Origin of the sequence: Blautia difficilis, assembly GCF_014297245.1 — a bacterium.
GTDB classification, from domain to species: Bacteria; Bacillota; Clostridia; order Lachnospirales; family Lachnospiraceae; genus Blautia_A; species Blautia_A difficilis.
In genome coordinates this window covers 1-20350 of the sequence record NZ_JACOQG010000006.1, presented here as the reverse complement: position 1 = coordinate 20350, position 20350 = coordinate 1, and the positions used below count along the sequence as shown (strand labels likewise).

Annotated in this window: 26 protein-coding genes and 1 pseudogene; 25 read left to right on the top strand and 2 right to left on the bottom strand. The window is 38.8% G+C overall.

Going from position 1 to position 20350, the window contains the following annotated elements; translation table 11 throughout:
• The first annotated feature begins 89 nt into the window (after positions 1-89).
• The 6 genes from yfcC (at position 90) to cdd (ending at position 5030) form a co-directional block, all read left to right on the top strand.
• Complete coding sequence (yfcC, locus tag H8Z82_RS05400) at positions 90-1610, top strand: putative basic amino acid antiporter YfcC (RefSeq protein WP_186994502.1); 1521 nt, start codon at positions 90-92, stop codon at positions 1608-1610.
• A 32-nt stretch (positions 1611-1642) separates the two neighbouring features.
• Positions 1643-2791 carry a beta-aspartyl-peptidase gene (gene iadA, locus H8Z82_RS05395; RefSeq protein WP_186994578.1) on the top strand — a complete coding sequence of 383 codons (1149 nt, stop codon included), beginning with the start codon at positions 1643-1645 and terminating at the stop codon, positions 2789-2791.
• A 9-nt stretch (positions 2792-2800) separates the two neighbouring features.
• Positions 2801-2938, top strand: coding sequence for a hypothetical protein (locus H8Z82_RS17100; RefSeq protein WP_207724625.1), 138 nt, complete (start codon positions 2801-2803; stop codon positions 2936-2938).
• 100 nt (positions 2939-3038) lie between these two features.
• The gene (udp, locus tag H8Z82_RS05390; RefSeq protein WP_019162229.1) at positions 3039-3818 is read left to right on the top strand and encodes a uridine phosphorylase; all 780 of its coding nucleotides are present in this window, start codon (positions 3039-3041) and stop codon (positions 3816-3818) included.
• 59 nt (positions 3819-3877) lie between these two features.
• On the top strand, positions 3878-4543 hold the full coding sequence (gene deoC, locus H8Z82_RS05385; RefSeq protein WP_186994501.1) for a deoxyribose-phosphate aldolase: 666 nt from the start codon (positions 3878-3880) through the stop codon (positions 4541-4543).
• A 58-nt stretch (positions 4544-4601) separates the two neighbouring features.
• Positions 4602-5030: a cytidine deaminase gene (gene cdd / locus H8Z82_RS05380; RefSeq protein ID WP_019162227.1), complete on the top strand. Its 429-nt coding sequence runs from the start codon at positions 4602-4604 to the stop codon at positions 5028-5030.
• Between the two features lie 267 nt (positions 5031-5297).
• On the opposite strand, the pseudogene H8Z82_RS05375 reads toward cdd, so the two are convergent.
• A pseudogene (locus H8Z82_RS05375) lies at positions 5298-5924 on the bottom strand (4Fe-4S dicluster domain-containing protein); the annotation flags it as partial.
• A gap of 284 nt (positions 5925-6208) precedes the next feature.
• On the opposite strand from H8Z82_RS05375, the gene H8Z82_RS05370 reads away from it, so the two are divergent.
• The 8 genes from H8Z82_RS05370 to H8Z82_RS05335 all read left to right on the top strand — a co-directional run bounded on the left by H8Z82_RS05370 (position 6209) and on the right by H8Z82_RS05335 (position 12980).
• Positions 6209-6640 carry a flavodoxin family protein gene (locus H8Z82_RS05370; RefSeq protein WP_019162224.1) on the top strand — a complete coding sequence of 144 codons (432 nt, stop codon included), beginning with the start codon at positions 6209-6211 and terminating at the stop codon, positions 6638-6640.
• A gap of 354 nt (positions 6641-6994) precedes the next feature.
• Entirely contained in the window at positions 6995-7612 is a 618-nt protein-coding gene (fic, locus tag H8Z82_RS05365) for a protein adenylyltransferase Fic (RefSeq protein ID WP_062807820.1), read from the top strand.
• 34 nt (positions 7613-7646) lie between these two features.
• Complete coding sequence (locus H8Z82_RS05360) at positions 7647-8597, top strand: Fic family protein (protein WP_243176398.1); 951 nt, start codon at positions 7647-7649, stop codon at positions 8595-8597.
• Between the two features lie 105 nt (positions 8598-8702).
• Positions 8703-8963, top strand: a complete 261-nt coding sequence (gene tnpA / locus H8Z82_RS05355) for an IS200/IS605 family transposase (protein WP_330607867.1) — start codon at positions 8703-8705, stop codon at positions 8961-8963.
• Positions 8964-8981: 18 nt separating this feature from the next.
• Positions 8982-10238, top strand: coding sequence for an RNA-guided endonuclease InsQ/TnpB family protein (locus H8Z82_RS05350; protein ID WP_243176397.1), 1257 nt, complete (start codon positions 8982-8984; stop codon positions 10236-10238).
• A gap of 471 nt (positions 10239-10709) precedes the next feature.
• Positions 10710-11588 carry a LysR family transcriptional regulator gene (locus H8Z82_RS05345; protein WP_119234895.1) on the top strand — a complete coding sequence of 293 codons (879 nt, stop codon included), beginning with the start codon at positions 10710-10712 and terminating at the stop codon, positions 11586-11588.
• Between the two features lie 125 nt (positions 11589-11713).
• Positions 11714-12184, top strand: a complete 471-nt coding sequence (locus H8Z82_RS05340; protein WP_055297687.1) for a flavodoxin — start codon at positions 11714-11716, stop codon at positions 12182-12184.
• Between the two features lie 28 nt (positions 12185-12212).
• On the top strand, positions 12213-12980 hold the full coding sequence (locus H8Z82_RS05335; protein WP_186994575.1) for a carboxymuconolactone decarboxylase family protein: 768 nt from the start codon (positions 12213-12215) through the stop codon (positions 12978-12980).
• Positions 12981-13169: 189 nt separating this feature from the next.
• On the opposite strand, the gene H8Z82_RS05330 is transcribed toward H8Z82_RS05335, so the two are convergent.
• Positions 13170-14318: an SLC13 family permease gene (locus H8Z82_RS05330; RefSeq protein ID WP_186994499.1), complete on the bottom strand. Its 1149-nt coding sequence runs from the start codon at positions 14316-14318 to the stop codon at positions 13170-13172.
• A 179-nt stretch (positions 14319-14497) separates the two neighbouring features.
• Here H8Z82_RS05330 and H8Z82_RS05325 point away from each other — a divergent pair, with 179 nt between their 5' ends.
• The 11 genes from H8Z82_RS05325 (at position 14498) to H8Z82_RS05280 (ending at position 20204) form a co-directional block, all read left to right on the top strand.
• Positions 14498-14656, top strand: coding sequence for a hypothetical protein (locus tag H8Z82_RS05325; RefSeq protein WP_186994498.1), 159 nt, complete (start codon positions 14498-14500; stop codon positions 14654-14656).
• A gap of 164 nt (positions 14657-14820) precedes the next feature.
• On the top strand, positions 14821-15279 hold the full coding sequence (locus H8Z82_RS05320) for a DUF6075 family protein (RefSeq protein ID WP_005426619.1): 459 nt from the start codon (positions 14821-14823) through the stop codon (positions 15277-15279).
• Positions 15279-15455 (top strand): hypothetical protein, encoded by a 177-nt coding sequence (locus H8Z82_RS05315; RefSeq protein ID WP_005426617.1) that lies wholly within the window; start codon positions 15279-15281, stop codon positions 15453-15455. Before H8Z82_RS05320 ends, H8Z82_RS05315 begins: the two co-directional genes overlap by 1 nt.
• A gap of 23 nt (positions 15456-15478) precedes the next feature.
• Positions 15479-16255: a ParA family protein gene (locus H8Z82_RS05310; RefSeq protein ID WP_005426615.1), complete on the top strand. Its 777-nt coding sequence runs from the start codon at positions 15479-15481 to the stop codon at positions 16253-16255.
• On the top strand, positions 16248-17135 hold the full coding sequence (locus H8Z82_RS05305) for a ParB/RepB/Spo0J family partition protein (protein ID WP_059085507.1): 888 nt from the start codon (positions 16248-16250) through the stop codon (positions 17133-17135). The genes H8Z82_RS05310 and H8Z82_RS05305 overlap by 8 nt, the downstream gene beginning before the upstream one ends.
• A 22-nt stretch (positions 17136-17157) precedes the next feature.
• Entirely contained in the window at positions 17158-18237 is a 1080-nt protein-coding gene (locus H8Z82_RS05300) for a DUF6017 domain-containing protein (RefSeq protein ID WP_044925930.1), read from the top strand.
• On the top strand, positions 18234-18620 hold the full coding sequence (locus H8Z82_RS05295) for a DUF6050 family protein (protein ID WP_173753185.1): 387 nt from the start codon (positions 18234-18236) through the stop codon (positions 18618-18620). The genes H8Z82_RS05300 and H8Z82_RS05295 overlap by 4 nt, the downstream gene beginning before the upstream one ends.
• Positions 18586-18873: a DUF6809 family protein gene (locus H8Z82_RS05290; protein WP_119200954.1), complete on the top strand. Its 288-nt coding sequence runs from the start codon at positions 18586-18588 to the stop codon at positions 18871-18873. The genes H8Z82_RS05295 and H8Z82_RS05290 overlap by 35 nt, the downstream gene beginning before the upstream one ends.
• A 59-nt stretch (positions 18874-18932) precedes the next feature.
• The gene (locus tag H8Z82_RS17095; RefSeq protein WP_005426607.1) at positions 18933-19127 is read left to right on the top strand and encodes a hypothetical protein; all 195 of its coding nucleotides are present in this window, start codon (positions 18933-18935) and stop codon (positions 19125-19127) included.
• Complete coding sequence (locus H8Z82_RS05285) at positions 19114-19410, top strand: helix-turn-helix domain-containing protein (protein ID WP_243176396.1); 297 nt, start codon at positions 19114-19116, stop codon at positions 19408-19410. Before H8Z82_RS17095 ends, H8Z82_RS05285 begins: the two co-directional genes overlap by 14 nt.
• The gene (locus H8Z82_RS05280; RefSeq protein ID WP_186994497.1) at positions 19407-20204 is read left to right on the top strand and encodes a hypothetical protein; all 798 of its coding nucleotides are present in this window, start codon (positions 19407-19409) and stop codon (positions 20202-20204) included. Before H8Z82_RS05285 ends, H8Z82_RS05280 begins: the two co-directional genes overlap by 4 nt.
• The last annotated feature ends 146 nt before the right edge of the window (positions 20205-20350 follow it).

The window sequence follows — 20350 nt, the reverse complement described above, 5'->3', positions numbered from 1 at the left end:
ATTGATAAAATATGTAAATTTTTAGTTATATTTTAAGGATTCTATGGTACACTAGTATAGTATATCAAAAATGGGAGGAAAACTCGAAAATGAGCAAAAAAGAAGGAAAAGGATTAAAGTCTTTCAACAAGGGATTTCAAGTGCCTGACACTTACATTATTATCTTTTTAGTAGTTGTTGTTGCAGCACTTCTGACTTTCCTTGTACCAAAGGGATTTTACGAAACACAGGATATTTCGTACATGATCAATGGTGTTGAGAAAACCCGTACAGTAATCAAAGACGGAAGTTTCAAGTATCTGACAGACGATGCAGGAAATGTAGTGACAGAGGGAGTAGCACTCTTTAGTGGAGATGGTGGAACAGGATTCTTCAACTATATGTATAACGGAATCGTAAGCAGTTCTGCAATTGAGATTATCGCATTCCTTATGGTAGTAGGTGGTGCATTCGGTATCATGATCCGTACAGGTGCGATTGAATCCGGATTGATCGGATTGATCCGTAAGGCAAAGGGAGCAGAAAAACTGCTGATTCCGATACTTTTCGTACTGTTTTCTCTTGGTGGAGCAGTTTTTGGAATGGGAGAAGAAGCACTTCCGTTTACTATGATTCTTTGTCCGTTGTTTGTAGCAGTTGGATATGATTCAGTTATTGCAGTTCTTGTTACTTATGTTGCAACACAGATTGGTTTCGGTTCATCCTGGATGAATCCATTCTCTGTAGGTATTGCACAGGGTATTGCAGGTATTGACGTATTCTCCGGAGCAGGATTTCGTATGGTAATGTGGGTAGTATTTACAGCACTTGGCTGTGGAATGACTATGTTCTATGCATCAAAGATCAAAAAGACTCCGACAATCTCAATCGCATATAAGACGGATTCATATTTCCGTGAGCAGAATGAAAAAACAGGAATTGACGAAGGACATACATTTGGTCTTGGACATATTTTAGTTCTTCTGACACTGGCTGCTACAGTAGTATGGGTAGTTTGGGGAGTTATGACTCAAGGATACTACATGCCAGAGATTGCTACACAGTTCTTTATTATGGGAATTGTTTCCGGTGTGATCGGAGTTATCTTTAAACTGAACGATATGAAACTGAATGATATCGCAACATCATTTAAAGATGGAGCAAAAGACCTGATCGGTGCAGCGCTTGTTGTTGCTATGGCACAGGGTATCATGCAGGTTCTTGGTGGATCTGATCCGACAACACCTACAGTTATCAATACAATTATGTATAATATTTCAAATGCACTGTCTGGAGTTTCCGGAGCAGTTGCAGCAGTACTTATGTATCTGTTCCAGTCCGTATTCAACTTCTTCGTTGTATCCGGAACAGGACAGGCTGCGATCACAATGCCGATCATGGCTCCACTGTCAGACCTGTTAGGTGTTTCACGACAGACAGCTGTAGTTGCATTCCAGCTTGGTGATGCATTTACAAACCTGATTGTTCCTACATCTGGATGTCTGATCGGATCTCTTGCAATTGCAAAGATTGAGTGGTCTAACTGGATTAAATTCATGTGGAAATTCCTTGGCGTCTTAATGATTGGTGCAATCATTACAGTTCTTATTGCAGTTGGAATTGGATTCTAAAACATGCATTGTATAATTTGGAGTGATTTATGATGAAATTAATTCAGAATATTGATGTTTATGCTCCACAGCATCTGGGGAAAAAAGACGTACTTATAATCAATGATAAGATTGTCAAGATTAAAGATGCAGGTTCTATATCTGCAGAGGGATTTCTTTCTGAGGCAGAAATGATCAATGGAGAGGGTTTACTTTTAACTCCGGGATTCATTGACAGTCATGTTCATGTACTCGGAGGCGGTGGCGAAGGTGGATTCGCCAATCGTACTCCGGAAGCAACTATGGAAGGACTTACGAAGTTTGGAGTAACAACAGTTGTTGGCTGCCTTGGAACAGATGGAATCGGTCGTGATATGTGTGCACTGGTTGCAAAGACAAAAGGATTGAATGAGCAGGGAATGTCTGCATACTGTTATACAGGCAGTTATCAGATTCCGGTTCACACGTTGACTGACAGTATTGTAAAAGATATTATGATGATTCAGGAAATCGTTGGAACCGGAGAAATCGCGATCTCTGATCATCGTTCTTCACAGCCGACTTTTGAGGAATTTGCACGTGTTGTTGCGGATACAAGACTTGGCGGTGTTCTTTCCGGGAAAGCTGGTATTGTAAATGTTCATCTTGGCGACAGTCCGAGATGCTTAGATCTTATTGAACGAGTGGTAGATGAGACAGAGATACCGGCTTCTCAAATACTGCCAACACATATCAATCGAAATGAGATGCTTTTTGGCAAGTCGATTGAGTATGCGCTGAAAGGCGGAGCAGTAGACTTTACAGGAAATGAAGATATTGACTATTGGGAAACTATCTGTGATGAGGTACGTGTATGTAATGGTATCAAACGGATGTTGGATGCAGGAGTAAATCCTGACCGTATGACAATTTCTTCTGATGGACAGGGAAGCCTTCCGATGTACAGTAGTGATGGCGAATTTCTTGGAATGGGCGTTGGACAGTCCAGCTGCCTTCTGAAGGAAGTAAAGGAATGTGTATTTAAAACAGAAATTCCTTTAGAAATAGCTATTTCTACAATTACATCTAATCCGGCAGATATTCTTCGTCTCAAAGGAAAAGGTAAGGTTGAAGAAGGCTATGATGCGGATCTTTGTATTCTTGACCAGGAACTTCAGCTTGTTGAAGTAATTGCAAAAGGGAATACAGTTTATACAAAATAAAGTATCTTGATGTTAGAAGCATCAGTCATTCAGTTGGCTGGTGCTTTTTCCCTTCAAGCAAAAAATGCAGCGATCAATATCCGTGAAGAGGCAAGAAGCCTCCATTTCAAAATCTGGGATTTAAGTGGTGGGAGCATGTCACATTGATTGTTTGTAATTAAACAGATTTACAAGCTGACAAATGATGGTACAATAGAATCAGTCGACAAGCTAAAAAAATTCAAGTAAAAGAAAGGATGGAAAGATCATGAAAAATTATTCAGAAGATGAAAGCAGACAGTATCATATTCAGGTAGCAAAAGGTGAAGTAGGACGTTACGTGCTGCTGCCGGGAGATCCTAAGAGATGCGCAAAGATCGCACAGTATTTTGATGATCCGGTCCTGGTTGCAGACAACAGAGAATATGTTACATATACAGGAACCCTTGATGGGGTAAAAGTCAGTGTAACATCAACAGGAATTGGCGGTCCGTCAGCATCTATCGCAATGGAAGAACTGTATCGCTGCGGTGCAGATACATTTGTGAGGATCGGTACCTGTGGAGGAATGCAGACAGAAGTAAAGAGTGGTGATGTGGTAATCGCCACAGGTGCGATCCGTATGGAGGGAACCAGTAAAGAATATGCGCCGATAGAATATCCTGCAGTAGCTGATCTTGATGTGACAAATGCGCTTGTATATGCTGCAAAGGAAAAAGGATTTTCCTGTCATACAGGGGTTGTACAGTGTAAGGATGCATTTTACGGACAGCATGAACCGGAAGCAATGCCTGTAGGCTATGAACTGATCAATAAATGGGAAGCATGGAAAAAGATGGGATGTCTTGCATCAGAAATGGAATCCGCTGCTCTCTTTATAGTAGCAGGTAAACTTCGTGTAAGAGCAGGATCCTGTTTCCTGGTAGTCGCAAATCAGGAAAGAGAAAAACTTGGCCTGGAGAATCCGGTAGTTCATGATACAGATATGGCTATTCAGATTGCAGTGGAAGCCATCAGAAAAATGATCAGAGAAGATAAGGAAAAATAAACATAATGACTGCCATACATCTGACAGTATATAAAAATCAGAAAAGAGGACAAGCAAAAATGGAAATCAAAGAAATTTTAAAACATGTGGATCATACACTTCTTCTTCAGCCATCCACATGGGAGGAAATCAAACAGATCTGTGATGATGCAATGAAATATGGAACAGCATCTGTATGTATTCCGCCATGCTATGTGAAACAGGCTGCAGAATATATGGGAGAAAAGATGGCAGTATGTACAGTTATCGGTTTTCCAAACGGAAATATGACCACAGCTGTAAAAGAATTCGAGACAAAAGATGCGATCGCAAACGGCGCATCAGAGATTGATATGGTAATCAATATCGGATGGTTAAAAGATAAGAAATATGAGCTGATTGAGAATGAGATCAGAACTCTGAAAGCTGCATGTGGCGAAAAAATCCTTAAGGTTATCATTGAAACCTGTTTCCTTACAACGGAAGAGAAGATTAAAATGTGTGAGATCGTGACAGCAACAGGTGCAGATTATATAAAAACATCCACTGGATTTGGTGGCAGCGGAGCAACATTTGAAGATATTGAACTGTTCTCTAAGCATATTGGACCAAATGTAAAAATGAAAGCAGCCGGTGGTATTTCTTCCCTTGATGATGCTGAAAAATTCCTTTCTCTGGGAGCAGACAGACTTGGCACAAGCAGAATTGTTAAGATGGTAAAGAATGAGGAAGCAACAGGTTATTGATATTCAAGCGGAGAGACTGCACAGGGTATGAAGAGTGTAGTTATGGAGGTAAGGGATTATGCAGAATTTGGACAGATCAATCATTGATAAACTGATAAGGACGGCAATTGAGCAGCTGAAGTTCTCGTATGCACCATATTCCGGTTTTAAGGTTGGTGCAGCACTGCTTGCAAAGAATGGAGAGACCTACACGGGGTGTAATATTGAGAATGCGGCATATACACCTACTAACTGTGCTGAGAGAACTGCTTTTTTTAAGGCTGTAAGCGAAGGAACAAAAGAGTTTGATGCAATCTGTATTGTAGGAGGAAAGGATGGAGTCCTGACCGAATACGCAGCACCCTGTGGTGTATGTCGTCAGGTAATGATGGAATTCTGTGATCCGGAGACATTCAAAATCATTCTGGCTTTGGATTCAGAGCATTATGATGTCTATACACTGAAAGAACTGCTTCCGTTAGGATTCGGACCGCAAAATCTTGCATAAAGAACAGTATGCGGGTGGAGCATCGTACAAAATGGGAAATGGAGAAAGCATTATGACACAGGAACAGATCATACCAGAGAACATGTACCATTTATTGCTTACTCCAGAAGGATGGAAAATATTGATGAGCTTGGAGCAAGATTTGCTGATATGAGTGAAGTATACAGTCAGTGTTTGCAGGACGTGATCAGGAAGTGCAGACAAATCTGTGGGATTTCCTGTATCACCAATATGGCAGCGGGAATTTCAAAACAGGAACTTAACCACCAATCCACCACAGCATGGAACTTCCATTCTTACAATTGTCACACTTTGAATGTTGTTATTTTGAATAATCGCGGTCAGTTTTTCGCTATAATCCACCTGATCTAATTTTGGACAACCAATTAAAGCTGCCTTATTTCGAATAAAATCCTGATGAAAGCTGGCATAAGCATAAGCAGCACAATCGGCTGCGATCAGAAGTTTGGCGCCGTTAAAATATGGGGCATTAACAGGTGCCAGCTTAATCTGTACCGGCCAGTTCTGAAGCTTTGATACTGAATCAGCGGTTGAAGATGGTTTTACAGGCTCAGGCGTTTCTGTTCGCTGAATCTGCATGATTTTAGATCCCGGACAGCCAGAGTGAGAGGACATTGCCTGGTTTTTGGCAAATGTTTTTTTCTGTGCTTCTTTCACGGCTTCTTCATCATATTCAGGGGCTTCTCTTTCTTCAAAAGAAATGGCACCTGTGGGACATTCCGGGAGACAATCACCTAGTCCGTCACAGAAATGTGCTCTCATCAATTCCGCTTTTCCGTTAATGATATCAATAGCACCTTCGTGGCAGGCATCTGCACAGGCGCCGCAGCCGTTGCATTTGTCTTTATTAATCCTGATAATCTTTCTTATCATTTTTACCCTCCGTCAATAGAATTTAACTTTTGTTTCTGCTAGAACATATAGTATGGTAAATACAACTTGTATGTTTGATTTCCAACAGGAGGAAGGATTTTGGCAGATTATCTTTGTATGGATCGTGCAGCAATGTTTACAGAGATATTTAAGTTACAAAAGAAGGTTTTATAAAAACGAATAGAAATCATTTTGAATTGATTACTTGCAATGAAACAGATTTACAAGCTGACAAATGATGGTATAATTAATTCTATTGTTGAGCTGATAGAAAGGGTATAGGTATGAGAAAAGCAATCGTATATGCATCGGTACATCATGGAAATACAGAAAAAATAGTAAAGAGCATAGCAGAAGAGTGTCAGGTCGATTTGATTGATGCAGTAAAACAGTCAGATGCAGATCTGAGTAGTTATGATATGATCGGGTTTGCGTCAGGAATCTATTTTTCAAAGTTTCATCAGTCGATATTGAAATTTGCGGAAAAGAATTTACCAGATGACAAAAAGGTCTTCTTGATCTGTACTTATGGTGGAAGTGCGAATTATAAATCCATAGAGCAGATTTTGGATAAAAAACATGCCAGTGTAGATGGTAAATTTGGATGCAAAGGATACGATACATTTGGGCCGTTCAAACTGGTTGGAGGTATTGCAAAAGGACATCCGGATGATAAAGATATCCAAAATGCAGTGGAATTTGTAAAAAACTTATAAAAATATAAAGAAGAAATAAAAACAATGGAAAGTTATCGTTTTTTGAAAAGAAATATTGACGGTAACTTCAAAAGCTGTATAATAAGCTTAACAGAACCCACCACGCCTCTGATTTTCATGCGCAACCCGGTGGGTTTTTCTTATTCATAGGATATTTTATTTACCAGCAAGTCCCCACCCACTGCTTATTGCTTTTCGCAATTGAAGCAGGGGACTTACTTGATTCGGTTAAATACGGCAAAATAAAAGTGAGATATTCCATAATAAAATAGATTTATTGCCGATATTATGGTATACTTATAAAGATAGATTTGTGACTGGAAAAGTAATCGCATGAAGAATATGAGGTAAACCATGCTTGAAAATAAATTAGGTATTACAGATTCTACAGAATTAGCAAGAATGGAAGAAAAAATCAGTAAGCAAAAAGCGCTTGAAATGTTTGAAAGTGGCTTTTTTGAGACATTAGAACCGGGGACTTATAAAAGTCTTGCGATGATCCATCAATATCTTTTTGATGAGATTTATAATTTTGCCGGTAAATTACGAAAGGTTAATATTTCAAAAGGAAATTTTAGATTTGCTCCGTTAATGTATTTGGAAACAGCGTTACAGAGTATAGACAAAATGCCACAGTCAACTTTTGATGAAATTGTCGAAAAATATGTTGAAATGAACGTGGCTCATCCGTTCCGAGAGGGAAATGGGAGAAGTACGAGAATATGGCTTGACTTGATGTTGAAAAAAGAAATCGGCTATGTGGTTGACTGGAGCAAGGTGGATAAAGAGGATTATCTGCTTGCCATGGAGCGAAGTCCTATCAAAGATATCGAAATAAAGTTTCTTCTGAAAAATGCTCTTACGGATAATGTAAATGATCGAGAAATTTATATGAAGGGTATCGATCACAGTTATTACTATGAAGGTTATTATGTGTTTAAGATGGAAAATTTGACGGACACAAAGGATTAACTTGATTTAGCATTAGAAAAGTGGAGGAATATGGATGCAATATCGTTCAGTTAATGAAATAGCGAAAAAATGGAATGTGTCGGAAAGAAGTGTTCGAAATTACTGCGCTCAGGGACGGGTAGACGGTGCGTTTCTTACCGGCAAGACCTGGAATATTCCCGAAAATGCAGAGAAACCGGAGCGTTCCAATAAAAAGAAAGAGCAGCCGATTACCTTACTGGATATTCTGCAGAAGCAGAAAGCAAGTAAGTATTCCGGAGGCATTTACCATAAGACACAGATTGATTTGACATACAATTCCAATCATATTGAAGGCAGCCGTCTGACCCATGATCAGACCAGATATATTTTTGAAACCAACACCATCGGTGTAGAAAAAGAAGTGCTGAATGTGGATGATGTGATTGAAACAGTAAATCACTTCCGTTGCATTGATATGATTATTGATAATGTAAAAGTGGCTTTAACAGAAAAGTTTATTAAAGAACTACATCTGATTCTGAAGAATGGAACAAGTGATTACAGAAAAGATTGTTTTGTTGTCGGTGATTACAAAAAATTACCAAATGAAGTTGGCGGCATGGGAACCGCACTTCCGGAAGAAGTTGCCGATAAAATGAAAGTGCTGCTGACAGAGTACAATGGAAAAGAAGAAAAGATTCTTGAAGATATTCTGGATTTTCATGTGAAGTTTGAACGAATCCACCCGTTCCAGGACGGCAGTGGCCGTGTAGGCAGATTGATTATGTTCAAGGAATGCCTGAAATATAATATCGTGCCGTTCATCATCGAGGACAATCTGAAGATGTTCTATTATCGTGGATTGAAAGAATGGAACAACAAAAAAGGCTATCTGACAGATACCTGCCTGATAGCACAGGACAAATATAAGGCATATTTGGATTATTTTAGGATAATAAGCGGGAATCCTCGGCAATTCAATTACCGAGATGAAAGCGCAAACTGTGCATATCTGCACTCATAATAAATAAAAATAACAAAACGGTTTTCATTCAATTTCTCCCTATAAAAAGCTGTATCCAGCATTATAAAAAGAAAATATGTTCGATATTTTATTGTGGAATTTTTGATATCATGGTATTATATATGTATGAAAGAAAATCTTATACATTACCGTACTTGTGTGTGTAATATTAATTATCATATGGTATGGTCAGTGAAATACCTGAAGGGGATCTCCGGCAGGAAACTTTTCGAACGTTTTCCGGAAATAAGAAACCAGCTTTGGAAAGGGGAGCTGTGGAACCATTCCTATTATGTGGAAACAGTCGGATCTGTATCGGAAGAAAATATCCGCAGGTATATCGAACATCAGAGCAAAGCTTACTGATACTATGGAGGAGAGGAAATGCTGCTGTCAAAGAAAACATCCATAAAGGTCAGCCGGGAATATGCGAATCTCATCGGACATATGTGCTATGCAGCATCAAAACTCTGGAATGTCTGTAATTACGAGCGTCAGCATTACAAAGAAACAGGGATGGAGCAGTATCCGGACTGGTACTATCAGAAAAAAGCCCATAAAGAGAATCTGTGGTATAAACAGCTCCCGTCCCAGACCGCCCAGGAAGTCTGTAAGCTGCTGGACAAGGCATGGAAGTCTTTTTACGCCCTGAAAAGATCTGGAGGGATTGAGACTCCCAGACCGCCGCGGTTTAAGCAGGAAAGTATCCCCATTACCTATATGCAGATGGGGATCGTGCATGAGCGGGATACGGACAGAGTCCGCCTGTCCCTTCCAAAGGCATTAAGAAAATATATGGAAGAAACGTATCAGATCCATGAAAACTTTCTTTACCTTGAAAATAAGATTTTCAGGGGCATGGATCAGATCAAACAGCTGCGGATCTACCCGCCGGAGAAGGGAAACTGTAAAATTATTGTTGTTTATGAGGTCCCTGACCAGGAAGAACTTCCACAGAACGGACATGAACTGTCTATTGATCTGGGGCTTCATAACCTTATGACGTGTTATGATTCTGAAAATGGGAAGACGTTTATCCTGGGCAGGAAGTACCTTGAATTGGAAAGATATTTTCATAAAGAGATCGCAAGGGTACAGGCCCAGTGGTATGGACAGCAGTCAGGAAAGGGAGTCAAACATCCGGTCACATCAAAACATATCAGGAAGTTATATAAGAGAAAACAAGACTCAGTAACGGACTATCTGCACAAGATTACAAGATATGTTGCAGAATACTGCCGAGAACAGGGGATCACCTGTGTCGTTACAGGGGATATCCGGAACATCCGGAGAGAAAAAGATCTGGGACACAGGATAAACCAGAAGTTCCACAGCCTGCCGTATAACAGGATCTACATCATGCTGGAATATAAGCTGAAAAGGTATGGAATCCGTTTTATAAAACAGGAAGAAAGTTATACCAGCCAGTGCAGCCCATTGTCACCGGAAGTGGGGAAAAGATATGCAGAACCGTCCAACCGGAAAGAGAGAGGATCATATAGGGATGGAAACAGAGTCTATAATGCAGATGCAGTAGGCGCATATAATATCCTGAGAAAATATCACTCCGTATCCGGAGTAAAAAAAGAACTGTCCGTAACCGGACTGAAAACACCGGAAATAATAAAAGTAGCTGTATAGCTCTAAAGAGCAAACAGTAGTGGTGTCATGGATGCACCCTGAAAAAAGGCGGTATCCCGCCTTAATTCAGATGCTCTGGTAACTTAGTTGCCGAGTAATTCACGATTATGTATTGAAATTGAAGCTAGGATATTTTATTGATTAGGAAGAAGATTGCAGACTCCGTTGAGTGTGGTGTTGTCACTGACAGGAGAAGGCTAAGAATTCTGGATTTTCTTGTAAAACAGGGCATTCCGAGACAAATCAAGGAGAAACAAAACAATGATAAAAGTGCTTTTTATTTGCCACGGCATTCTTTGAAAGCTTCGCCAAAAAGCCAGTAAAATCACGGTCCGTAGGGCATAGGTGGTTAGAAAATAACCCGAAAATAACCCACGGTATTTTGTGCAGATATTACATGTAAATATAGATGATGCTTGGGATGCAATATGATAGAATGGTTACAAGAAAAATTTGTAGGAATATAAAGATATGGAATTAAGATTATTACGCTATTTTTTAACAGTAGCAAAAGAACAGAGCTTTACAAAAGCAGCAGAACAATTGCATATTACCCAGCCAACGCTATCCAGACAAATGGCGGCATTTGAAGAGGACCTGGGAATAACATTATTTATTCGAAACGGGAAGAAAATATCGCTCACTGATGAAGGAATTTTATTAAAAAGGCGTGCCTTGGAGATTCTTAATCTTGAGGAAAGGACGCTTGAGGAACTGAAAGGAAAAGAAGAGGTTGTAGAGAGCACGATAACCATTGGATGCGGTGAATTTGCAGCAGTGGAGACATTGGCGAAGATATGTAAAACATATAAAGAAAAATATCCGCTGGTTCAGATTGTATTGCATACTGCAACAGCAGATGTAGTGTATGAGATGATGAACAAAGGACTTGTAGATATTGCATTATTCATGGAGCCGGTGGACACCGAAGGGCTGGATTATATCCGGATCACAGATTGCGATCACTGGTGTGTCGGAATGCGGCCGGATGATCCGCTGGCAGAAAAAGAGTTTATAAAAAAAGAAGATCTTATTGGAAAGCCCTTGATCCTGCCGGAAAGAATGAACGTTCAAAGTGAACTTGCCAACTGGTTTGGGAAAGACTTTTCAAAATTACAGATTGCTTTTACGAGTAATCTTGGAACGAATGCCGGAGTTATGGCGGCAAATGGACTGGGGTATCCAATTTCAATTGAGGGTGCTGCAAAGTATTGGCGAGAGGATATTCTTGTACAGCGAAGAATTTCTCCTGAAATCACGACCAGTACGGTGATTGCCTGGCGACGGAATATCCCATATTCTTTGGCAGTCCGTAAAATGATCGAGGAGATTAATGCTTTTCAGGCATAAAACAAAATTCAATATAAGCATTAGACATAATGAAGCGATAGAGCTTAAAATAGATGTGTAAGATGAATGTAAATCTTATACATCTATTTTTTGTGAAAAATACATATAGAAAGGGGCTTTTTATTATGAGTAAAAAATTAGTGGCATTTTTCAGTGCAAGCGGAACAACAAAAAAAGTAGCACAGATGATCGCAGAGGAAGCAAAAGCGGATTTGTTTGAGATTGAGCCGAAAGTTCCATATACAAAGCTTGATCTTGACTGGATGAATAAAAAATCCAGAAGCAGTGTGGAAATGAGTGATAAAAAATATAGACCGGCGATTATGAAAAAAGAGATGGATATGAGTTCTTATGACGAGATCCTTCTGGGATTCCCAATCTGGTGGTATGTGGCTCCGACAATCATCAATACATTTTTAGAAACTTACGATTTCAGTGGTAAAAAGATTGTGCTTTTTGCAACATCCGGAGGAAGTGGATTTGGGAACACTGTGAAAGAATTGCAGTCATCTGCATCAGACGCAGTTATTACAGAAGGCAGACTGTTAAATTGTGGAACGAAACAGGAAATCACTGAATGGGTAAACTCTTTATAAATAACAGCGTTATGGAGGTATACAGAATATTGGAAAAATAGTACAGACAGCAGGAAGAAATACACTTGGTGAATTCGCACCGGAATTTGCACATTTTAACGATGATGTACTTTTCGGCGAAAACTGGAATAACCAGGACATCGATGTAAAAACAAGAAGCATTATTACAGTGGTTGCTCTGATGGCTTCCGGCATTACGGATTCTTCTTTAAGATATCATCTTCAAAATGCAAAAAATCATGGTGTGACACAAAAAGAGATTGCTGCAGTGATCACACATGCCGCATTCTATGCAGGTTGGCCAAAAGCATGGGCTGTTTTCAATCTTGCAAAGGAAGTGTGGGAAACAGGCGAAGGAGATTTGCCATACGAAGAGGAAACGATGCGGGCGTATGCAAAAGAGATGGTATTTCCAATTGGTGCACCAAACGATGGCTTTGCACAGTATTTTTCGGGCAGGAGTTTTCTTGCACCGATTTCTACTTCTCAGGTTGGAATTTTCAATGTGACATTCGAACCAGGATGCAGAAATAACTGGCATATCCATCATGCAAAAAGTGGGGGAGGACAGATCCTGGTATGTGTTGCCGGAAGAGGATATTATCAGGAAGAAGGGAAAGATACTGTAGAAATGAAGCCAGGCGACTGCATCAATATTCCGGCAGAAGTGAAACACTGGCATGGCGCCGCACCGAATGAATGGTTTTCACATCTGGCAATAGAAGTTCCGGGCGAAAATAGTTCCAATGAATGGCTTGAACCGGTAAGTGATGAAGAATATAGAAAACTAAAATAGGAAGGTTGAAAAAACTATATTTATAAGACAATTTGAAAGTTGTAAAGTGGTGTAAAGATTAATGATCTTTGTATTGGCACCGAAAATATATTTATTTCTCCGCGGCTTTTCTTCCAGGATGGGAGAGTGCCGCGGAGAATTTTTTGCGAAGAAAGAATTGCTATAGCTTTTGTAATTCCGGGAAAACCTTTATCTAAGAAAAAAATACAATATTAACATGAATATCATGAATATAATATTGGAGGCTGTGAATATTCCCAAATACTTCCCTCTCAGATTCCTGTTTTCTTTTGCAATATATTTGAAACTTATCAGGCTTGCCATGGATGCAATCAGAGTGCCGAGACCTCCAATATTGGTTCCGACAATTAAAGCCCGGTAATTATCTGTAAAGCCGGATAAAAGAAGCGCAGCGGGAACATTGCTCATAATCTGACTGGCAAGAACAGCAGTAAGTGTTTCCCTTCCTGCCATGATTCTTTCCAGAAAACTGCTGAATTGCGGAATCCTTCCAAGGTTGCCGATAAAAATAAATAATGCGATAAAGGTGGCAAGCAGGGAGTAATCCACCCTGCTTATATTTTCCCTGTTTCTTAGCAGCATATATATAAGAACCAATACAAGAGGAATCTGGTATGGAATGATACGTGCAACAGTGAGCAGGCAGATTGTAAATAAGATCAGGTAGGCGGCCAGGTATTCCATGTTAAGTTCTTTTCTGTCAGAGAATCCCAAAAGAGTTTTATCTTTTTCGGAACCGCATACGTGAGGTGCTTTGGCAGCGGCTACCTGTATCCATATCAGAAGAAAGATAAGTGCTGTGGCGGAATAGGGAAGCATCAGGGTTATTAATTCTGCCGCGGACATCCCTGCTCTGGCATATAGATAAAGGTTCTGCGGATTTCCGATTGGTGTGAGCATGCTTCCGAGATTAGCAGCGATTGTCTGCATGGCTACTATTTTAAGAAGCCAGTAATTGCCCAGTTCCTTTGGCAGTTTATGCACAATGATCAGTGCAAGAGGAACAAAAGTAATCAATGCCACATCATTGGTGATCACCATTGACAGGAAGAAACATAAGAGTACCAACAGCCTGATCACACCCACAGTTCCCGATGTTCCCATCAGCAATTTTTGGGCAAGTATATCAAAAACACCAACAGCCTTCAAACCAGCTACAATTGCCATCAAACAGAAGAGGAGCCCGAGAGTCCTGAAATCGATATAAGTAAAATAAGCCTTATCCGGTCTGACCCAGAACATAGAAAGAAGCGCCAGGATCACTGCAATTGACAAAACGGTTTCTTTCCTGAAAAAAACATATAATTTTTGTAACATAATATTTCCTTTCCGGTCTGATACGACCGCGTAAAAGTATATCACAGAAACATCCAGAAGAAAAGAACATCATTTTGTATTGAGGATTGTGTTTGCGATTACCGCCTCATTCCTGCATAATAAAAATGTTATCAATGGCGACATCATTTCAAAAGTTCAGAATATGAAAGGAAAACGTTTTGGAAGAACTATACAGAAAATATCAGGGAAAAACAATAAAAGATGACTATGGGAAAAATTCCAAGGAATTTATAGATTTTGCAAATGATTTGAGAGGAGAAAAAACAATGATTCGAGTACTTTTCGTATGCCACGGCACTACATTAGCAAAATTCTGAAAAACCTTGATTTTACAGTATATTTTTGAACCAGTAGGGATGTTTTACTAAGTTTTTACTAAAGAGGAATCCCTAGCACGAATTTAGAAAAGTAACATATAGTATGACCTTATTAATTGGTAGAACAATTGGTAAGGTCCTTTTTTATTTCAAGGAGGTTCAAAATGAAAAGTACAGCGTTAGGAGCAGAAAACATTATTTTTATCAGTGATGCACATGAAAAATTCTACTATGAAAAATTACAAGAAGTACGGTATCAGGATGTGTACCATAAGGCATTGTGTTATTGTCTGGGTATTAATGGAGATACCAGAAAAAATGCTGACAGAATTTATAATTTTAAAACGGGGTCTGTTAAAACGAAATGTTTACATGAAGGATGGCAGACAAGCGGTAGCTTAAAAGTGGTAAGGATGGCATTTAATCTGTACTGTAACAGCACGCCAAGCGTTTGGGATTATGAAGATGCAGAGGAACAGGTAAACGAGTGCAGACAGTATACAGTAGAGGATATCTTCTGCTGTGTATATGCACCATATTTTTGGCAGGCAATACAGATCCGTTATCCGGAATATGTAGTGTACAATCAAAAGTTACATGCCATGCTTGGAGGAATAGATTAATGCTGAAAGTGAGACTGATGGGAACAAAAAATGATATTGCATGGTTTCAGAAAATCCTGCAGCGTCATCCTAAAATTGAAGTTATGGAATTATCGGAACTTTATTCCAATAAAGGGACGAGCAAATATTATAGAGCTTATGCTGAAATTGAAAAAAGTAATGTAAATAAAAAATAGTAGAAAAACAGGAGAATTATATCATGTGCAAAATAATCGCAATCGCAAATCAAAAAGGTGGAGTAGCAAAGACTACAACCACTATTAATCTTGGAGTAGGACTGTCTAAGGTTGGAAAACGTGTAATGCTGATAGATGCTGATCCACAGGGACATTTGACAATGGGACTTGGTTTTCCAAAGAACTTAAGGGTAACATTGAAAACAATGATGGAAAATATCATTATGGGATTAGAATTTGATCCCAGGGAAGCAATTTTACACCATGAGGAAGGAATAGATGTAATTCCATCTAATAAACTTCTTTCGGGAATGGACATGTCATTATTTACGGTAGAGGACAGAGAAAAAGTCTTAAAAGAATATCTGGAACTTTTGGAAAATGATTATGACTATATCCTGATTGATTGTATGCCCTCGTTGGGAATGATGACAATTAATGCGTTAAGTGCAGCTGATAGCGTTTTGATTCCGGTGCAGCCTCAATACTATGCGGCAGATGGCCTCATGGAATTACTGAAAGTTGTGAAAGGCATTCATCAGAGATTTAATCCTGATTTACAGATTGAAGGGATTCTGTTTACAATGGACAGCAGTCATTATAATAATTCAAAGAGAAATAAGCAGGCAGTACGAGATGCTTATGGAGCAGAGATTATAATTTTTGATCAGACAATTCCAAGAACAGAAGCTCTTGCCGAAACTGCATCAGAAGGTGTCAGTATTTTTTCTTACGATGCAAAAGGAAAAGGTGCGTACAGTTATCAAGCACTTGTCCAGGAGGTGCTGAATCATGCGTAAACCTAAGAAAGAAATTCAGCTTACTTCTTATGATGAATTGCTTGGAATCAATGAAGCCGAACAGAATACTCTTAATCAGATTGTTGAAGTGCCATTAAATGAGTTACATCCTTTTAGAAATCATCCATTTCATGTAAATGATGATGAAAAAATGGCTGAAACAGTAGAAAGTATCAAGAATTATGGCATCTTAAATCCTGCATTGGTACGTCCTCGCGCAGAGGGAGGATATGAACTGATTGCTGGTCACAGGAGAAAACGTGGTTGCGAACTGGCTGGAAAAAGTAAAATGCCAGTACTCATACGGAACTATACCGATGATGAAGCCGTAATCGTTATGGTGGATTCTAATATACAGAGAGAAAATTTGCTTCCAAGCGAAAAGGCATATGCTTATAAGATGAAGATGGATGCAGTAAAACATCAGGGCATAAAAGACGAAAACGCAGCTTCTGTTGACAGTGCAGATCTGGTTGGACAGGCTGCCGGTGACAGTGGAAGAACCGTTCAGCGTTACATACGCTTGACCTGTCTTATTCCGGAATTGCTGAAATTGTTGGATGAAGGAAAGATTAATTTTACAGTAGGTGTTTCATTAACCTATTTATCAGAAACGGAGCAGATTTGGGTGAAAGACTGCATAGTGTCTGGAGCAAGCTCTGTTACAGGTTCAATGGCAACAAAACTGAAGCAATACAGCGATGAAGGTAATCTGACAGAATTAGCGGTACAGCTTATTCTGAATGAAAAGAAAACAGAGACAGGAAAAGTTACTTTAACTGAAAAGAAAATACGAAAGTATTTTCCAAAGGAATATAACAGAGAACAGATTGAACAGGTTATCTATGAACTGCTTGATAACTGGAAGAAAAGCCAATAACGAGGGAAGGAGGGAAAGCAAAATGGCAAAATCCGAAAGCACAAAAATAGAGTTTGGTTATTTTCACGATTATGAATCGGAACAGTTTGCTTTTTACCGTATTCCCAAAGTATTATTCACAGATGAATATTTCCGTAATCTGTCCAGCGATGCAAAGGTTCTTTATGGGCTGATGCTGGACAGAATGGCTTTATCTATAAGACATCAGTGGTTTGATGAAGAGGGTAAGGTTTATATTATTTTTACTGTTGAACAGGTTATTCAGTATATGAATTGTGGAAGAGATAAAGCAATGAAAACGCTTGCAGAACTGGATACCAAAAAGGGAATCGGATTAATTGAAAGAGTCAAACAAGGATTTGGTAAACCGGATATTATTTATGTAAAGAACTTTATTTTAAGAACATCAAAAGATGTTAAAAACAATGATGAATCCGAAGAGAGTATTCAACAAAATCGAGAGGTCGAAGAAGTCGACTTATCGGAGTCGGAAAAATCGACTTATCGTGGTCGGAAAAATCGACTTCAAGGGGTCGGAAAAACCGACTTCAAGAGGTCGGAAAATACGACTTATCGTGGTCGAAAAATCAGAACTACAGAAGTCGGAAAAACCGACCCTAATAATACTAATTATAATTATACTGATATTAGTAATACTGACAGAAGTAATACTGATCTTATCAATCTTTCAGATTCTTCCGAACAACAGTCAATGGATTTGATGGAAGAGATGGAGCTATTCCAGATGAATACTGCGCTTGTAAAAAGAAATATTGAATATGACTGTCTTGTACAACGATGCAGATTAGGGGAACAGCAACAGTTGGATGAAATTGTGGCACTAATTGTGGAAACAATTAGCATAGAACGGGAGAATATTACGATCAGTGGAGTGAAATATCCATATCAGTTCGTAAAAAGCAGATTATTGTTGCTGGAAGAAAGCCACATAGAGTATGTACTTGACTGTCTGCATGAGAATACCAGGGAAGTAAAGAACATAAAGGCATACTTGCTTACCTGTCTTATGAATTCAATAACGACAATAGGCAATTATTACCAGGCAAAAGTAAATCATGATATGTACGGAGGTGGCATATGAGAGGAAAAGAAATTATAACAAAATTGATAATTCCTGGTGTAATAGCTATGATTATCTGCTTAATTGTTCACCCTATGTGCATGAATGGTGAAATATTAGACTGGAGAAAATTATTGCTTTTTGTGGGAATACCTTTTGGAATCCAGAAAATGTTTTTGTTGGTCGTTCCAAGAAATGTGGGGACAGGGGAAATGCTTGGTTTGTTGGTACTTAAACTGATGGTAGGAAGTTTGATTGGAATAGGGGTTCTTGCCTGGAGATTATTAGCTGTAGCAGGCATTTTTCTAAAAAACGGCATTTCTGGAATTATATGGATCATAAAAAGACTGAAAGAAATGGTGATCAAAAATGAGCGAAAAGCAACTGGAAAAATTGTATTATAGCATTTATCCAATGAATCAATGTGAAACACAAAGTAAAAGTTATGAAGAGACAAAGGAACTGTGTGAAACATTAGAAAAGGAAATGATAAGTCTAATGAGTCCGGATCTGCAGGCAATGTTTGAGGATTACAAGGAATATACTTTAAATCTTAAACAAACAGAACAGAGAGACGCTTATATAGATGGATTAGCATTTGGGGTTCGCACAATTTCGGAAGCCTTTTTACATGAGAACAAAAATAAAATATGGTGATTGAAAAAGCAGTCTGTCAAGGCTGCTTTTTCTGTACCGCTTACATAGGAGAATGAGATGTGATTGATTTGATAATTATTATTATGGCAGGAATAGTGCTTTTGTTTTTGCTGTCTTGTTGCTTTATGGTTGCAAGGCTGTTGGATGAGGAAATATCTATGTATGGATATGAAGGAAAAGAAAACTGGGAAAGGGAACAACTTCCCGACAAATTGTCGAGAAGTTCAACAGATGAAAGACATGGAGATAAATGAAAAGATTCGTTATTTTCGGAAACAGAGAGGGCTATCGCAGGAGCTGCTTGCAGAACGAACAGGAATTAATGTGAATACAATTCGGAAGTATGAAATAGGCATACGAAAGCCGAAAGTAGAACAATTAAAGAAAATTGCGGATGGACTTGAAATTAGTGTAATAGAATTTTTGGATATTGAAATAGAAAATGAAGCGGACTTGATTGCTATGCTGAAAAAAATCAGTCCGTTTTTTAAGTGGGACGGATTGCTTCATGTATTGGAGGGGGAAAAGTTTTTATGATTGGTGTTGGAAGTGCATTGGTATCACTGTTTCTGATTTTTGTTTGTTATTCACTGACACTGACAGCGAAAAGAGCAGATGAAAATTTATTGATGATCTGTGAAAAGAATCAGAAAAATGAAGAAGAGAGAGGAAAACGAGAAATGGAATCACAGAGAGACATTTTAAGAGTAATTGAAAAAGAAATCAAAAAAGGAAGTGCGCCAGTTGCATTTACGGGTTTGGGGTTTTCCGAGGAATGTTATCATTTGGTAGATAGTCAGGCTAAGATGAACCAACTTTTAGATTATTTTTTTCGCAATGAAGAATACGCAGCTTTGGCAGATCGGCAGGTGAAAAGTAATATCTATGCAGAAATGGGCAAAAGGCTGAATTTCCGTAGTGCCAGATCTGATCGAGACAGAAAGAATATGGAGGTAGCGGCGAAACGATGGATTAAGAAAAAGCATCCAACATTTGATGGTGATGTATATGTCGAAAATATCCGGTGTTTTCTGGATATTTCCCAGGAAGAGTTAGAAAAACGTAAATGTACTGTTAATGAACAGGATATCACAGCACTTATTTTCAGTCAGAAACATCTGGAAGCATTATATCTGCAATGCCTTATGCACAGGCGAAACGCAATGCAAGAGGTTCTGGAATTAAAAGGTTTGTCAGAAACGTGCAATCGGATTTATAAATTGCAGGATGTAGATGTATTATTCCAGTGCCTGCTGATGGATCAGATGGATTGGGAAGAAGGAAAGTTGTATGTGCAGTTTAGCACCTTATATTTGCTAAAGGGAAAATAATAAATGTTTAGGAGTGACAATTGTAGTATAATAATTTTATTATTATACTAGGGGGAACGTAATGAATCTAAATAATATTTATAATTTTAAAAATCCAGTAAAGCATTTTATTAATATTGATGAATTAGCTTTTCCGCAGGATATAC

Bases quoted from the DNA above. Each gene is read 5' to 3' on its own strand.
- yfcC (WP_186994502.1), top strand. From the start codon at position 90: ATGAGCAAAAAAGAAGGAAAAGGATTAAAGTCTTTCAACAAGGGATTT.
- H8Z82_RS05370 (WP_019162224.1), top strand. From the start codon at position 6,209: ATGAGAAAAGCAATCGTATATGCATCGGTACATCATGGAAATACAGAA.
- H8Z82_RS05280 (WP_186994497.1), top strand. From the start codon at position 19,407: ATGATTGGTGTTGGAAGTGCATTGGTATCACTGTTTCTGATTTTTGTT.
- H8Z82_RS05315 (WP_005426617.1), top strand. From the start codon at position 15,279: ATGCTGAAAGTGAGACTGATGGGAACAAAAAATGATATTGCATGGTTT.
- H8Z82_RS17100 (WP_207724625.1), top strand. From the start codon at position 2,801: ATGTTAGAAGCATCAGTCATTCAGTTGGCTGGTGCTTTTTCCCTTCAA.
- H8Z82_RS05310 (WP_005426615.1), top strand. From the start codon at position 15,479: ATGTGCAAAATAATCGCAATCGCAAATCAAAAAGGTGGAGTAGCAAAG.
- iadA (WP_186994578.1), top strand. From the start codon at position 1,643: ATGAAATTAATTCAGAATATTGATGTTTATGCTCCACAGCATCTGGGG.
- H8Z82_RS05360 (WP_243176398.1), top strand. From the start codon at position 7,647: ATGCAATATCGTTCAGTTAATGAAATAGCGAAAAAATGGAATGTGTCG.
- H8Z82_RS05345 (WP_119234895.1), top strand. From the start codon at position 10,710: ATGGAATTAAGATTATTACGCTATTTTTTAACAGTAGCAAAAGAACAG.
- H8Z82_RS05320 (WP_005426619.1), top strand. From the start codon at position 14,821: ATGAAAAGTACAGCGTTAGGAGCAGAAAACATTATTTTTATCAGTGAT.
- H8Z82_RS05285 (WP_243176396.1), top strand. From the start codon at position 19,114: ATGGAGATAAATGAAAAGATTCGTTATTTTCGGAAACAGAGAGGGCTA.
- deoC (WP_186994501.1), top strand. From the start codon at position 3,878: ATGGAAATCAAAGAAATTTTAAAACATGTGGATCATACACTTCTTCTT.
- cdd (WP_019162227.1), top strand. From the start codon at position 4,602: ATGCAGAATTTGGACAGATCAATCATTGATAAACTGATAAGGACGGCA.
- H8Z82_RS05295 (WP_173753185.1), top strand. From the start codon at position 18,234: ATGAGAGGAAAAGAAATTATAACAAAATTGATAATTCCTGGTGTAATA.
- H8Z82_RS05300 (WP_044925930.1), top strand. From the start codon at position 17,158: ATGGCAAAATCCGAAAGCACAAAAATAGAGTTTGGTTATTTTCACGAT.
- H8Z82_RS05350 (WP_243176397.1), top strand. From the start codon at position 8,982: ATGCTGCTGTCAAAGAAAACATCCATAAAGGTCAGCCGGGAATATGCG.
- udp (WP_019162229.1), top strand. From the start codon at position 3,039: ATGAAAAATTATTCAGAAGATGAAAGCAGACAGTATCATATTCAGGTA.
- H8Z82_RS05290 (WP_119200954.1), top strand. From the start codon at position 18,586: ATGAGCGAAAAGCAACTGGAAAAATTGTATTATAGCATTTATCCAATG.
- H8Z82_RS05330 (WP_186994499.1), bottom strand. From the start codon at position 14,318: ATGTTACAAAAATTATATGTTTTTTTCAGGAAAGAAACCGTTTTGTCA.
- H8Z82_RS05305 (WP_059085507.1), top strand. From the start codon at position 16,248: ATGCGTAAACCTAAGAAAGAAATTCAGCTTACTTCTTATGATGAATTG.
- H8Z82_RS05340 (WP_055297687.1), top strand. From the start codon at position 11,714: ATGAGTAAAAAATTAGTGGCATTTTTCAGTGCAAGCGGAACAACAAAA.
- fic (WP_062807820.1), top strand. From the start codon at position 6,995: ATGCTTGAAAATAAATTAGGTATTACAGATTCTACAGAATTAGCAAGA.